Genomic DNA, 14,413 nt, shown 5'->3' with positions numbered 1-14,413 from the left:
TGCTCGAACGAGATGAGGCCAGATGAACATGAGGCGTTTGCTCACCCTGGTGGGCGCCGCAACGGTGGGCGTGGCGGCGACCGCCGTCGGTACGCCCATGGCGGCACTTGCAGCTCCTGCCGCACCGAAGAGCTGGAGCGTGGCCCGCGCGGCCGACGACGTGCACCAGATCAACGTGGCGTGGAAGGCCGTCGCCGACGCCGACCACTACGTCGTCGACGTGCTGGCCGACGATGTCGAGACGGTGATCAGCGTGCCGTCGACGTCGCTGTCGTACGCGGTCGCCGCACCCAACCAGTGCACCACCTACAAGATCAAGGTGGGCGCCGCCGACGCCGCGGGCAACACGGCCCTCACGAGCAACTGGACGCTCAAGCCGCTCGCTCCCGGTTACGTCTCGGGCATGGTCACCGGCCGCGAGGACGACGGCACCACGGCCACCGCGTCGTGGAAGACCCCGTCCTCCCCCGGCTACAGCCCGGTGACCGGTTACCACGTCGTCTTCACCCGCACCGCCGACAACGTCGTCCTGGTCGACACGACCAGCCTCGACACGTCGTTCCGGTACGAGAACATCGACGCCTCCAAGACCTACAGCCTCTCGCTCACCGCGATCAACGACTTCGGTTCCTGTCTGACCGCCAAGGCGTCGATGAGCGCGTTCAAGCCGTCGAACCCGACCGACCTGGTCGTGCAGCGCCGCGCGGACACGCCGGGCACGGTCGAGGTCGTCTGGACCGCTCCGACCACCGGGCCGGCCCCGACGTACTACCTGGTCAACTATGGCGAGTCCAAGATCACCGGCTCGCTGAAGGTGGACGCGTCCGCCACGTCCGGGACGCTCAAGCTCGACACCGCCAAGAGCTGGATCATCGAGGTCAAGGCGTACAACGCGAACGGCGGCAGCGGCGCGGCTACCGGTTCCGTACCGATCTGGACCGCGCAGGTCCCGGTCGCGACGCCGACGCCGGCCCCCACGGCGAGCACGCCGGCCACCGACGCCTCTTCCCCGGCGCCGGACCCGACGCAGACCACCACGACCACGACGGTCAGCTCCGGCGCGGACCGCACCCCGCCGACCATCACCACGACGCTGTCCGCCAAGCCGAGCGGCGGCTGGTTCAAGACGCCGGTCACCGTGCACTTCACCTGCACCGACGAGGGCGGCGTGGCCAAGTGCCCCGACGACATCACCGCTGACAAGGACGGCCTGCTGCAGCGGTTCAGCGGCACCGCCGTGGACACCGCCGGCAACACCACGACCACCACGCTGATGCTGAGCGTCGACCAGATCGCGCCGACCATCTCGGCGACGGTCATCGGCACGAAGAACGCGGCCGGCTGGTACACCTCGGCGCCGACCATCCACTACACCTGCGCCGACAACCTGGCCCTGGCGACCTGCCCGGCCGACACCCCGGTCACGCTCAACGCGATCGCCCAGAAGGTCACCGGCACCGCGGCCGACAAGGGTGGCAACACGGCGACCGCCACGGTCACGCTGAACATCGACCAGGCCGCCCCGGTCATCAAGGCCACCATCATCGGTGAGCCGAACGCCGACGGCTGGTACAAGATCGCCCCGACCGTCCACTTCACCTGCACCGACGTGGGCTCCGGCATCGCCGACTGCCCTGCCGACCGGGTGCTGAACATGGACAACTCGGGCCGCAAGGTCGTCGGCACCGCCACCGACGTCGCCGGCAACACCGCCACCGCCACGGTCGAGCTCAACCTCGACCAGGCCCGCCCGGTCATCACCGCGTCGATCATCGGTGACGCCAACGACAAGGGCTGGTACAAGTCCGCCCCGACCGTCCACTTCACCTGCACCGACGACGGCGGCTCCGGCATCGCCAGCTGCCCGGCCGACAGCACGGTCCTCACCGACGGCGTCGGCCAGGCCGTCACCGGCACCACGTTCGACGCGGCCGGCAACTCGGCCACCACCACCGTCAAGGTGAGCGTCGACCAGACCGCGCCGGTCATCACCGCCACGGTGTCGGGCGACGCCAACGCCGACGGCTGGTACAAGACCGCGCCGACCGTCCACTTCACCTGCACCGACGACGGTGGCGCCGGCATCGCCGACTGCCCCGCCGACGTGCCGGTCACCGCCGACACCGCCGCCAAGCTGATCCTGGGCACCGCGGTCGACGCCGCCGGCAACACCGCCACCGCGTCCGCCACCGTCAACGTCGACCAGACCGCGCCGGCCATCACCGCCGCGATCGTCGGCGACGCCACCACAGACGGCTGGTTCAAGAAGGCCCCGACCGTCCACTTCACCTGCACCGACACGGGCTCCGGCCTGGCCACCTGCCCGTCCGACGCGACGGTCACCCAGGACGGCGCCAACCAGCGGGTCACCGGCACGGCGGTCGACAAGGCCGGCAACGCCACCACCGCCGGCGTCACGGTCAGCGTCGACCTGGTCGGCCCGCAGATCAAGGCGACGGTCGACGGCACGAAGAACGACGCCGGCTGGTACACCGCCGCCCCGACCGTGAAGTTCACCTGCACGGACGACGGCTCCGCGGTCGCCACCTGCCCCGCCGACGTCACCGTCACCACCGAAGGCGCACAGATCAGCGTCCCGGGCATCGCCACCGACAAGGCCGGCAACAGCACCACCACCACGGTCAGCCTGAACGTCGACAAGACCGCCCCGGTCACCACGATCCTGGGCGCCGCAAGCGGCACCGCCTACGGCGCCGAGGCCACCCCGGCCGTGTCCTGCCGCACCACCGACACCGGCTCGGGCATCGCCACCGATGCCACCATCACCCACACCACCAACGACAAGGGCCTGCACACGATCCTCTGCGCCGGCGGCGTCGACAAGGCCGGCAACAAGGCCGCCCCGGTCACCGTCACCTACACGGTCGAGCCCACGGTCGCCTGGCTGATCCAGCTCACCCACCAGTACCTGCCCACCGCGAGTGCCGCGTCCCTCAAGGACTTCGACACCACCCTCAACAAGCACCAGTTCCTGATCTACATCGCCAAGGTCCTGCTCTCCAGCATCGGCAAGAAGCCGGCCCTGACCCAGGCACAGTCGACGACGCTCATCTACTGGGCCTTCGTCCTCAACAAGAAGTTCTGATCCACCGGTAACTGAGGCAGGGCCGGAGCTCACGAGCTCCGGCCCTGCTCGCTGTCTAGGCGGAGTGGGCCCGGTGTCGCTCCAGGATGTCCGTCACCGTGGCGCGGAGTTGCTCGCTGGTGTCGGGGCCGAGGTGCTCGGTCAGTTTGCCCATTTCGGCGGTGACGTCGGCGTTGAAGGCCTGGGCCGCGGCGCGGCCGGCGTCCGTGAGGGTGGCCTGGAGGGCGCGGCGGTCGCCGGGGACGGGTGAGCGCTGGGCGAGCCCGAGTTTCTCGGTGCGATCCATGAGGCCGGTGAGGGCGGCCTTCTCCACGCCGAACGTCTGCGCCAGCACCGCCATGCCGCGTGGGCCGTCCAGCAGGCCGCAGAGGAGCTTCGCCTGGACGGGGGTCAGGTGGTGGCGCTCGGCCGTGCGCCGGTAGATCCCGCGGATCAGCCGGGTGAGCTGGATCAGACCGGCGGCGAGGTCCTCGACAGGCCCGTCGATGTCCACGGCGCAGTCGTGTGCGAGTTCCTCCACGAGGTATACATTACATGCCACAGACAGTTAATGCCGCGTACAGTATGCTGCGTTAACTACTTGTCGTTCCAACTGAGGAGAACTCCGATGGCGAAGCTTCTGGTAATCGTCGGCAGCACCCGCCCCACCCGCGCGGCCGACCGGGTGGTGCCATGGGTCCTGGCCCAGGCGCAGGCCCAGGAGGGCTTCGACGTGGAGCTGGCCGACCTGCGCGAATGGCCGCTGCCGATCTTCGGCGAGCACCCGGGCACCCTCGGCGACATCACCGACCCGACCTACTCCGACCCGCTCGTGCGCGCCTGGAACAAGAAGGTGAAAGAGTCGGACGCGTTCCTCATCGTCACCCCGGAGTACAACCACAGCGTCCCGGCCGTGCTGAAGAACGCGATCGACAGCGTGTGGCTGTCCTTCGGCTTCCGTAACAAGCCCGTCGCCACGGTCGGCTACAGCGCCGGCATCGGCGGCGGCATCCGCTCCATCGAGCACCTGGCCCAGATGTTCGTCGAGACCGAGGCCGTCCCCCTGCGCAACGCCACCGTGCTGCCGTTCGTCAACGACGCGTTCGACGACCAGGGCCAGCCGGTCAACCCGATGACCAGCGCCGCCCTGAAGATCATGCTCGACGACCTGACCTGGTGGACCGCGGCCCTCGACAAGGCCCGCGCCGGCGGCGAACTCGTCCCCGGCCAGCTCCGGGCACGAGCGGCCCTCATGGCACTCCGGAAGCCCTGAGAAAGTCAGTGGTACCCCGGTACCACTGATCCTGCGGATTGCCTCCCGCGGTACCAAGGTTCGGGCGGTGCGCCTCCCTAGCGTTGATCCCAGGATCGAACGAGGGAGGCGGCACTGTGATCGAAGTGCGGCAGGTTACGAAGCGGTACGGCACGAAGACCGTGGTCGACGCGCTCGACTTCACCGCGAAACCGGGGCAGGTGACCGGTTTTCTCGGGCCCAACGGCGCCGGGAAGTCGACCACCATGCGCATGATCATCGGCTTGGACGCGCCCACGAGCGGGTCCGTGACCGTGAACGGGAAGCGGTACGCCGAGCATGCCGCGCCGCTGCACGAGATCGGGGCGCTGCTGGAGGCCAAGTCGGTGCATCCCGGGCGGAGTGCGTACAGCCATCTGTGGGGTCTGGCCCAGACGAACGGTATCCCGCGTCGCCGGGTGGACGAGGTCATCGAGCTGGCGGGTCTGACCTCTGTCGCCCGCAAGCGGGTCGGGGCGTTCTCCCTCGGGATGGGGCAGCGGCTGGGGATCGCGGCGGCGCTGCTCGGGGACCCGGCCGTGGTCATGCTCGACGAGCCGGTCAACGGGTTGGACCCGGAGGGGGTGCTCTGGGTGCGCAATTTGCTCTCCGGGCTGGCCGCCGAGGGCCGTACGGTGATGCTCTCCTCGCACCTCATGAGTGAGACCGCGCTGATCGCCGATCATCTGGTGGTCATCGGCCGGGGCAGACTGCTGGCCGACACGAGCGTCGAGGCGCTCGTGCAGGAGGCCGGGATCGGTGCCGGGATCCGGGTGGGCAGCGATGCGGCCGAGCGGCTGCGGCAGGTGCTGGCCGGCCCCGGGGTCAGCGTGGCGTCCAGCGCCGACGGCGAGCTCGAGGTCTCCGGGCTCAGCGCCCGCGAGGTCGGGGAGATCGCCAACCGGAACAACATCCCGCTGTACGAGCTGAGCTCCCGCGCCGTGTCCCTGGAGGAGGCGTTCATGGAGCTCACCCGGGACGCCGTCGAGTACGGAAAGGTCGCCGCCTGATGGCCACCCACGCTGCCACCCCGGTCCGCTACCGCCTCACCTTCCGCGGTGTGGTCGCCGGGGAATGGACCAAGTTCTGGTCGCTGCGTTCCAGCTGGATCACGCTGGGCGTCTCCCTGCTGCTGCTCGTGGCGATCGGGGTGATCGCCGCCCTGACCTTCACCCCCGGTGCGGCCGAGGCGCCCGGGCCGCCCGGCACGGATGCCTCGAACGCGGTCGGTCTGGCGCTGGCCGGTTCGACGTTCGCGTCGCTCGCCGTCGGCGTCCTCGGCGTGCTGATCGCCGCCGGCGAATACTCGACGGGCCTGATCCGGGCGACCATCGCCGCGATCCCTACGCGACTGCCGCTGATCTGGGCCAAAACCCTGATCTTCGGCGTGGTCGCGTTCCTGGTCACCGCCATCGGTGCCGTGCTCGCCTTCGTCCTCGGTTCTCCCCTGATCAGCGGCGAGGCGATCGCGCTGGGCATCGGTGGCGACGGGGTGCTGCGCAGCCTGATCGGCGCGGGTCTCTACCTCGGGCTGGTCGGTGTCTTCGGGGTCGCGCTCGGGATGCTGCTGCGGTCCAGCGCCGGTGGCATCGCGGTGCTCGTCGGGCTGCTGCTCATCGTCCCCGGCCTGACCGGTCTGCTGCCCGACTCGTGGGCCGACAACATCACGCCCTACCTGCCCAGCAACGCCGGTGGTGCGGTCATGGCCCTGCACGAGTCGTCGGGTTCGCTCGGGCCGTGGACGGGTCTGGCGGTCTTCGCCGGCTGGGTCGCGGTCGCCCTCGCCGGGGCGGCCTATCGGCTGGTCAAGACTGACGTCTGAGTCCGGAGCCGCGACAATGGTCCCGATGAGCGATTCCGCCGCGACGAACGCACAGGCCCGGCTGCTGGCTGCCCAGGGCTGGCTGAAACGCGCCGACGAGCGACGGCCGTGGGCGCTGGACCTCGCCCTGATGCTCCTGGTCACCGGTGCGAGCGTGCACGACCTGGTGGCCGGGGGCCGGGACCAGGGCCCGTTCGGCGAACTCGGCAAGGCCGACCTGCCGGTGTGGGCGCTGATCGCGCTGACCGCCGGGATGATCCTGCCGCTGTGGTGGCGCCGGCGCCGGCCCGTCACGGCGTTCGGGGCCATCGTGGCGGTGTCGCTGGTGCAGTTCGGGCTCGGGGTGTGGCTCCAGTCCGGGATCAGCCTGCTCATCGGGATCTACAGCGTCGCCGCGTACGGATCATTACGGGCCCTGGCGTGGGCGTACGGCGTCCTGGCCCTCGATCTCTGCCTCGCGGTCCTGCGGTTCGTGCCGTTCGAGCGGGGGCTGGTCGGCCTGTTCCTGCTGCTCGGGACCACCACCGCGGCGGCGTCGCTGGGTCTGGTGGTGCGGACGAGGGGTGCGTACCTGACAGCCCTGGAGGATCGGGCAACGCGGCTGGAGGTCGAACGCGATCAGCGGATCCGGCTCACCACCGCGACCGAGCGCTCCCGCGTGGCCCGGGAGATGCACGACATCGTGGGGCACAACCTCGCGGTCATGATCGGGCTCGCGGACGGCGCGGCGGTGCTCGCGGAGAGCCGCGGTGAACGCTCGGGCGAGCCGCTGCGGCTGATCGGCGAGACCGGCCGGCAGGCGCTGGGCGAGCTGCGCCGGGTGCTCGGCGTGCTGCGCAGCGAGCCCACCGACGAGGACGGCCTGAGCCCGCAACCCGGCCTCGCCGACCTGGACGACCTGATCGCCCGGGTGCGTGCGGCCGGCCCCGCGATCAGCTACCGCACCTCCGGCGACGTGCGCGACCTCGGCGGCGGCGTCCAGCTGACGATCTACCGCATCGTCCAGGAGGCGCTGACCAACACCCTCAAGCACGCGGGCACGGACACCTCGGCGACGGTCCTGGTCGACGAGGACAATGGCTCGGTGCGGATCAGCGTGACGGACACCGGGTCGGCGTACCCCCAGGGGCCGGCCGGCGAACCGGGCCACGGCCTGGTCGGGATCCGCGAACGCGCGGGTCTCTACGGCGGCGAGGTCGTCGCCGGTCCCCGTGACCAGGGTGGCTGGCTGGTCGACGTGGTGCTGCACAACCGCCCCGCCCCGGAGGACCGATGACGACCGTCCTGATCGCCGACGACCAGCCGTTGCAGCGGATGGGCTTCCGGATGCTGCTGGAGGGCACGGCCGGCATGGACCCCGTCGGCGAGGCCGGCAACGGCGCCGAGGCCGTCCGGATGACCGCCGAGCTCCGGCCCGACGTGGTGCTGATGGACGTCCGCATGCCCGGCATGGACGGCATCGAGGCCACCCGCCACATCACCGCCGCCGGTGACCGCACCCGGGTCCTCATCCTCACCACCTTCGACCTGGACGAATATGTGTACGCGGGCCTGCGCGCGGGCGCCAGCGGATTCCTGCTCAAGGACGCCCGCCCCGACGAACTCCTCGCCGGCATCCGAGCCGTGGCGACCGGCGACGCCGTGGTCGCGCCGAGCCTCACCCGCCGGCTGATGGACGCGTACACAAAGAGCAAGCCGGCACCGGCCGGCCAAGGCCTGGAATCGCTCAGCGAACGCGAACTCGAGGTGCTGGTCGCTATCGGCCAGGGCTGGACCAACACCGAGATCGCCCAGCACTTCGTCCTGACCGAGTCGACGGTGAAGAAACACGTCGGCCGCGTCCTGTCCAAGATCGAGGCCCGCGACCGCATCCAGGCCGTCATCTTCGCCTACGACAAAGGCCTCGTCGAACCGCGCTGAGCGGCGCATCACGTCTCCGCGCCGACCTGCACACCTTCGGGGCCGCTGAGGTCTTTCGGCACGTCACGAAGAAGGGGAACCAGCAATGGGTACCACCGCGGGTGAGCGCGAGCCAGGTGATCGAGAGTGGGGCTGTTCTCCATCAGGAACGTCGCATAATCCAGCCAATCCTCATGATTAGCTGCCGCCTCGATCTCCCTGCTGTGAAACAGTCCGACTTCGAGCACATCCCCCAACATCTCGCCGACGGCCAGGACCTGCGACCGTCGATCGCCCACGGCAGGCAGCGCCTTACCCTCGTAGAAATATGGCCGCAAGGAGGGATCCTCGTAGAAGAATCGCAGAATTCCATGGAGCAGCTCTATCGGTTGATGCGTACCGCTCAATCCCGCCATGGACCATTGCAGCCGCAGTTGCTTCAGGAGCTGCGTGGCCTGCCAGCCGTTGAAAGCCAGGGACGCCAGGACACCGATCACTCCGACGACCGTAGCTATCAGAACCAGCATTGATCGTCACCTTCCTGCGCGCCACCCCACCCTTGAACCAATGCTGCGACGATAACCTGGCCGCAGGACTCATAGACCAGCTTCACAGTCGCGATGGCAGTCCGAATGCACCTGCCATTCCGCCTCAGGCGTTTCGTCTTCTGCTGGTCAGGGCGGCCGTGGCGGTCAGGAGCAGGCCGGCCGCGAGAGCTGTCAGCGCGACCACCGTAAATCCGGGCCAGTGCGGGAGCGGGAAGGCCGACTCCGCGAGCGGGAGGGCCCAGCCGGTCAGCTGCCAGGTCAGCAGGGCGATGCCGGTCCCGGTCAGGACTGCGGCCACAACAAGCAGTGGGTACGCCCAGAGCGTCACCGCCCGCAATCCGGCACGGCTCAGCCCCTGCACCCGCAGCGCCGCAAGATCAGCCCGGTCGACCGTGCTGCCGAGGATCAGCGCGCCCGCCGCGAGCAGAGCGGCCAGGATCCCCGCGAGGAGCGCGAACTCGAGAGCGACCGCCGGGCCCTCGTTGCCGAGCTGGGTGCGTACCTCTGATTGGCGGATGTCGGCGGTGACGGCGATTCCCGCGTCCTGCAGTTCGGCCTTGATGCCGGCCGGCGCCGAGGCGGAGAGCCAGACCTGCGCCCTGGCCGTGGTGTCCGGGTCGACGGCCAGCCGGTCGGCGTATTCGAGGTCGGTCAGCGTCCCCGTCGCGCCGAGGCCGGGGATCACCGGCAGCGTGGCCCGGGGCGTGATCGGGAAGGTGTTGCCGTCGAGACCGGGCAGGGTCGGGCCGGGCGACCGGCCCGCGACGGCGACCGGTAGCGGGTAGGGCGTGTCGGCGGGCCGGATCCGTACGCCGTTCGGCAGACCCGCCAGACCCTGCACACCGATCCGCAGGCTGTCCGCGCCGACGGTCACCGAGCCGCCCTCGGAACTGCGCCACGGTCCGAGGGCGCTGACCCCGGGGAGCTTCACCGTCAGCGTGCCCGCGGTGTCGAGGGTGCCGTAGCTGCCGACGATCTTCATGACGCTGAGCCGGCAGCCGTCGGTGCACGCCGAGACCCGTTCGCGGTAGGTGTGCCGGCCCGGGAGCATGCTGCCGACCGTCACCACCGAGTCGTCGAACGTCACGCTCAGCCGGGGGCTCTGGCCGGCGGGGAAGCCGGCGGCGGTGACCTCTAGAACCACGTCGGCGCCGGTCAGGGTGATCGGCGGGGCGGACTGCGGGTGCAGGGCAGCGGCGACCGTCTTCGGGGCCGGGGCGCCGGCCGGCCAGGTGGGGACGGTGGCGAGGCGGGTGGTGTCGACCGCGAGGGCGGGCGTGTCCGGGAAGGACATCACTGCCATGGCGTACGCCCCCGAGGGGTCAGCCGTCCGCACCGCGGTGAGCAGTTGTCGACGGGTGACGTCGGCGACGGTGAGGACGCGGTCGGCTCCGGTGCCGAGGCCCGCCTGGACCTCGCGATCACGGGCGGCGGTGCCGTTGGCGCAGGCCGCATAGCCGGCGATCGCCACGGCGGCGGTGACGAGGGCGAACAACCGGGCCGCGCCGGGCCGCCGGGAGAGGTGGTATCCGGCGAGGGCGGCGCCGAGCCGGCCACGGCGCAGGGAACGGGCGGCGTACCAGGAAGCGGCCGGGAGCAGTGCCCACGCGGCGAGCCGGGACAGCGCGATCAGGATCAGCGCCGCAGCGAACGTGCCGACCCCGGTCAGCGTCCCGCCGGAGACGGCGAGCTGCGTTCCGGCGGCGGCCGCGAGCAGGGCGAGGGCGATGTCCAGCACGATCGTGCCCGCCACGCCGCTGCCTCCGGAGGCGCTACGAATCAGGGTGGCGGCCGGGGTGCGGACGTGACGCTGCGCGGCGATCACGGCGGTGAGGGCGGCGGCCAGCGTGGCCAGTGGCGCGTACTTGAGGGAGGCCAGTCCCGGGTCCGCACCGAGACCGGGGAAGCGTTCGGCGGTGAGCGCGTTGACCAGGAGCTGGCCCGCGAAGCAGCCCGCGACGGCGCCGGCCACGATCGCCACCAGGCTCTCGCCGGTCGCGAGCCACCAGCGCTGACCCCGGCGGGCGCCGCGCAGGGCGACCACGGCGAGTTCGGGGCGGCGGGCGTCCATACCGGAGCTGACGGCGAGGAAGATGGTCAGGCACGCGAGCACGATCAGCGGGACGGCGAGCACCGGCACGATCAGATGGGCCGACGAGCGGCCCGCGTCGATCCGGTCGAGCAGGTCGGGCAGCGCGGTGCTGAGCGTGACCCCGCCGTTCGCCGCCTGGATGGCCCGCTGGAGCGACGCGAGCCCGGAGCGCAGCGCGGGCAGGCCGTCCACGTCGAGCGCGTCCGGGCCGGCGATCCCGTCGATGAAGAGCTGGACGCTGCCCCGGTCCATCGCCACCATCGTGGGGTTGCCGACGAACGCGGGCTCGCCGGGCCAGCCGCCCGGATCCGCGGCGAAGTAGCCGTGCGTTCCCCAGTAGGCGTCGCCCGGATCCGCGACGTGGTAGATCCCCGCGACGAAGAACTTCTTGGGTGCGCCCCGGGCCACGTACTTGCGGACGTCCGGATTGCTGCTGAAGACGGCGTACGACAGGGTGATCGAGTCGCCGGCGCGCAGGCCGAGCCGGTCGGCGGTGTGCTCGCCGAGGACGATGTCGCCTTCGCTCGCCAGGCACCGCCCGCTGCGCATGACGAGGTGGTCGCAGGCCTGCTGGCGGAAGACGAACCTGGTGCGGAACTCGTCGTCGCGCTCGATGCCGATGGTCGCGTACTCCGCGGAGTACGCGTAGGAGAAGCCGGGCAGGTCGACCAGTGCCGGGCCGGCGTCGTTGAACGTGACGTCCTGGACCGGGGCGGCCTCGCCGCCGGCGTCCTGCTGGACCGTGCTCATCCTGACGCCGCGCTCGGCGGGGGTCGCCGTCGCGATCTGACCGGCGGCCACGGCACGGTCGGCCGCGCGCAGGTAGGCGGGTGCGGCCACGGCTGCGGCCACGCCGAGCATCGCCAGCAGGGCGACGGTGAACGCCTGCCCACGCCGGCTCCACGCCATGGACAGCACCAGCGCGATCATGAGCGGCTCCGGGCGGAGATCCAGGCGGTCAGGCCGAACACCACGAGGGCCGCGGGGATCGCGGGCAGCCACGGGGGCGCGGCACCGGCGAGGGGTACGGCGACCTGCGCCGCGATCACTCCACCGAGGACGGATGCGAGGGCGAGGGCGGCTGGGACGGCGTACGAGATGGTGAACGCCGTACGCGACGACAGGCCCTGCGCGCGCAGCGAGCGCAACCGATCGGTCTGCGGTCCGCGGTCGACCACGGCCGCGACAGCCATCATCGCCGCCGCGAGCAGCACCGCCACCACGACCGTGAACAGCGCGAACCGTCCGGTGGCAGCCAGCCCCTGCCGCGAGTACCGCTCGGCGCGCGCCGTGGTGGTGTCCTCGCCCAGGATCGTCACGCCTGCGGCCCGCAGCGCCGTGACGATGCCGGGATCGGCGTCCGCGGTGAGCCAGACCTGTGCCTCGCCCCGCAACTCCGACTCACCCGCGACCCGCCGGGCAGCGTCCAGATCCGCGAGGATGCCGCTCGCGCCGACCACGGGCAGGCTTCGTGCGGTGCCGGTGACCTGGACCGGCAGGGGTTGGGTCCCGATCCCGATGATGGCCGGGTCGGCCAGCCGCCAGACACTCGGCGCGTTGCCGGCCAGCACGACCGGCAACGGGAGCCGGCTGTCCGCGGCATAGACCGAGTCGCCCGTGACCCCGTTCGGGCCCGGATCGGGTGTCATGGACAGCCCGGCGGCCGTGGTGCCGATCGCCAGCGAGACGCCGGTGAAGTCGGTCCGCCACAGGGTGGGGTCGGCGAGCTGCGCGGCACCCGCGATCGCGGTGTCCGGGCCGCGCTGGGCGAGGCTGCGGATGGTGACCGTGCCGGGGATGCGACGACCGTCCGGGGTCGACGGGCTGGTCAGCTGCCACCGGACCAGGCGGCAGCCCGGCGTCGCGGTGCAGCCCGGGACGGCTGCCTCGACCGTGTGCTCACCCGGCGCGGCCGCGGGGAACCGGACGCGGGCGATGAGCCCGGTGGCCTCGTGCTGCACCAGCAGGGTCAGGTCGGTCGGGACCGCACGGCCGTTACGCTCCGTCAGGCTCAGCGACGTGCCGGTGATCAGCGGCAGGCTCGCAGCGGCGACGCCGTTGTTCTCCACCAGGACGAGCGGCGGGCTCGCCGACCGGTCGACCAGGGCGGCCCGCGCCTGCTTCCCGCCGGGGTCGGCCCGGTGGACGGCCCACAGCAGGCTGGTCACGGTCGGGGCCTGGACGGTGAGAACGCGGGCGGCACCCAGCTCCTGCGCGGCCCGATCGGCCCGCTCGGTGCGTGCCACGGCGAAACCTCCGGCGGTGGTCGCGGCCAGCGCCACGGCGACGACGGCCAGCGCGAACACCCGGTCGGTGCCGGGCTGTCGGGAGACCTGCACCGCGGTCAGGCCCGAGCGCAGCCGCCCGGCGCGCAGTGCCACCCCGCCGGCGCGATCCGCCACCAGGCCGAACAGCCGCGCGAGCACCAGCCCCACGGCGAGCGCGACCAGGGCGGGGGCGACCGAACCAACGCCGCTGTCCGGGCTGCTGGAACGCGCCTGCACCACCGCACCTGCGGCCACCACGATCAGCGCCAGGTCGGCGACGTCCCCGCGCCAGTCGCGGCGCCCCACGCGTACGCGTCGCAGCAGGACCGCGACCGGCCCCCGCGCCAGCACCAGGTCGACCACCGCGAGCACCACCAGGGCGATCAGCATGGCCGCACCGACGGCGGCGGCTCCGAGACCAAGTGCTGAACCCAGCTCCGCTCGTACGGGTGCCCCGCCCGACAGCAGCCACGCGGCCAGCACACCGAGGGGCGCACCGGCGATCGCCCCGCCGAGCAGCGGCAGCAGATGCTGGCCCAGCGCCAGGCGCAGCACCCCGAACTGGGTGCCGCCCCGCAGCTTGAGCAGCGCCGCGTCGGCCCGACGCTCGCGCCCGGTGTAACGCCCTGCCAGCCCGGCCGTCAGCCAGCCGAGCACCAGCACCTGCGCGAGGGCGATCAGGACGCCGCGCCGGATCGTGGCCCGCTCGTCGTCGACGGCGTCGAGCAGGGGGCCCGTGGCGTTGTCGACCTTCGCGCCCTCGGCGGCGCGGGCAATGACCCGGCGCAGGTCGTAGCCGTCGTCCCCGCGCACGGCGGCGACCGGCAGCGGCACGGTGTAGGTGGCGTCCGCCTGGGCGAGACGCGGATCCGCGAACGTGGCCGCCGACGTGTAGAGCGTGTCGCTGCCCGGTTCGTAGATGGCGACGACGCGCAGGCGTACGGGCTCGCTCAGCTCGCTGCCGACCTTCAGGTTCAGCCGTTGCGCGTTCGCCGCGCCGATCGCGACCTCGCCGGCCCGCTGCGGGCACGTACCGGTCAGTCGGGCGGTCGAGCAGAAGTCGGCTCGGTAGGCGAGCTTGTCGCGGCTCAGGCCGAGCACCGGACGGGCACCGGGGACGGGCAGTGCGGCGCCGGCGACACCCGCGAAGTCGTCGAGGGCCCGGGCCGGGTCGCCGTTGATCGGGATCGAGCTGTGCAGGGTGACGGTGCGCTGCTCGGGTGGCGCGGACTCCACGACCGTGGTGGCGGCACGGGTGGTGACGGTCAGGGCGTACCAGGGACCGGCGGCGGCCGCGGCGGCGAGCAGCGCGGCGATGATCAACAATGCGGCGGTCTGCGGGGTACGGGCTCGGATCGCGTTGAAGACCTCTGAACTCATCGGACTCCACATTGCCATTCGGTTAAGTC

Annotated in this window: 10 protein-coding genes; 6 read left to right on the top strand and 4 right to left on the bottom strand. The window is 71.6% G+C overall.

Annotation, left to right across the window (positions count from 1 at the left end):
* Window positions 1-22: 22 nt before the first annotated feature.
* Complete coding sequence (locus tag Aco04nite_RS49485) at window positions 23-3,106, top strand: fibronectin type III domain-containing protein (protein WP_212995560.1); 3,084 nt, start codon at window positions 23-25, stop codon at window positions 3,104-3,106.
* A gap of 55 nt (window positions 3,107-3,161) precedes the next feature.
* Here the strand turns inward: Aco04nite_RS49485 and Aco04nite_RS02505 are convergent, their stop codons facing one another.
* A complete protein-coding gene (locus Aco04nite_RS02505) occupies window positions 3,162-3,626 on the bottom strand; it encodes a MarR family winged helix-turn-helix transcriptional regulator (RefSeq protein WP_212995559.1) in 465 nt (154 codons plus the stop codon).
* Window positions 3,627-3,713: 87 nt separating this feature from the next.
* Between Aco04nite_RS02505 and Aco04nite_RS02500 the strand changes: the two genes are divergently transcribed.
* The 5 genes from Aco04nite_RS02500 to Aco04nite_RS02480 all read left to right on the top strand — a co-directional run bounded on the left by Aco04nite_RS02500 (window position 3,714) and on the right by Aco04nite_RS02480 (window position 8,118).
* On the top strand, window positions 3,714-4,358 hold the full coding sequence (locus Aco04nite_RS02500) for an NADPH-dependent FMN reductase (protein WP_212995558.1): 645 nt from the start codon (window positions 3,714-3,716) through the stop codon (window positions 4,356-4,358).
* Window positions 4,359-4,474: 116 nt separating this feature from the next.
* Window positions 4,475-5,386, top strand: a complete 912-nt coding sequence (locus Aco04nite_RS02495; RefSeq protein ID WP_212995557.1) for an ABC transporter ATP-binding protein — start codon at window positions 4,475-4,477, stop codon at window positions 5,384-5,386.
* On the top strand, window positions 5,386-6,198 hold the full coding sequence (locus Aco04nite_RS02490; RefSeq protein WP_212995556.1) for an ABC transporter permease: 813 nt from the start codon (window positions 5,386-5,388) through the stop codon (window positions 6,196-6,198). Before Aco04nite_RS02495 ends, Aco04nite_RS02490 begins: the two co-directional genes overlap by 1 nt.
* A gap of 25 nt (window positions 6,199-6,223) precedes the next feature.
* Window positions 6,224-7,474, top strand: coding sequence for a sensor histidine kinase (locus Aco04nite_RS02485; RefSeq protein ID WP_212995555.1), 1,251 nt, complete (start codon window positions 6,224-6,226; stop codon window positions 7,472-7,474).
* Window positions 7,471-8,118 carry a response regulator gene (locus Aco04nite_RS02480; RefSeq protein WP_212995554.1) on the top strand — a complete coding sequence of 216 codons (648 nt, stop codon included), beginning with the start codon at window positions 7,471-7,473 and terminating at the stop codon, window positions 8,116-8,118. Before Aco04nite_RS02485 ends, Aco04nite_RS02480 begins: the two co-directional genes overlap by 4 nt.
* Window positions 8,119-8,126: 8 nt before the next feature.
* Here the strand turns inward: Aco04nite_RS02480 and Aco04nite_RS02475 are convergent, their stop codons facing one another.
* The 3 genes from Aco04nite_RS02475 to Aco04nite_RS02465 all read right to left on the bottom strand — a co-directional run bounded on the left by Aco04nite_RS02475 (window position 8,127) and on the right by Aco04nite_RS02465 (window position 14,384).
* Window positions 8,127-8,624, bottom strand: a complete 498-nt coding sequence (locus Aco04nite_RS02475) for a hypothetical protein (protein WP_203836592.1) — start codon at window positions 8,622-8,624, stop codon at window positions 8,127-8,129.
* A 124-nt stretch (window positions 8,625-8,748) separates the two neighbouring features.
* Window positions 8,749-11,667: an FtsX-like permease family protein gene (locus Aco04nite_RS02470; protein WP_212995553.1), complete on the bottom strand. Its 2,919-nt coding sequence runs from the start codon at window positions 11,665-11,667 to the stop codon at window positions 8,749-8,751.
* On the bottom strand, window positions 11,664-14,384 hold the full coding sequence (locus tag Aco04nite_RS02465; protein WP_212995552.1) for an ABC transporter permease: 2,721 nt from the start codon (window positions 14,382-14,384) through the stop codon (window positions 11,664-11,666). The genes Aco04nite_RS02470 and Aco04nite_RS02465 overlap by 4 nt, the downstream gene beginning before the upstream one ends.
* Window positions 14,385-14,413 lie beyond the last annotated feature (29 nt).

It is taken from the genome of Winogradskya consettensis, assembly GCF_018332715.1.
GTDB classification, from domain to species: Bacteria; Actinomycetota; Actinomycetes; order Mycobacteriales; family Micromonosporaceae; genus Actinoplanes; species Actinoplanes consettensis.
The sequence above is the reverse complement of the archived record's forward strand: the minus strand, read 5'-3'. Positions and strand labels throughout refer to the sequence as shown.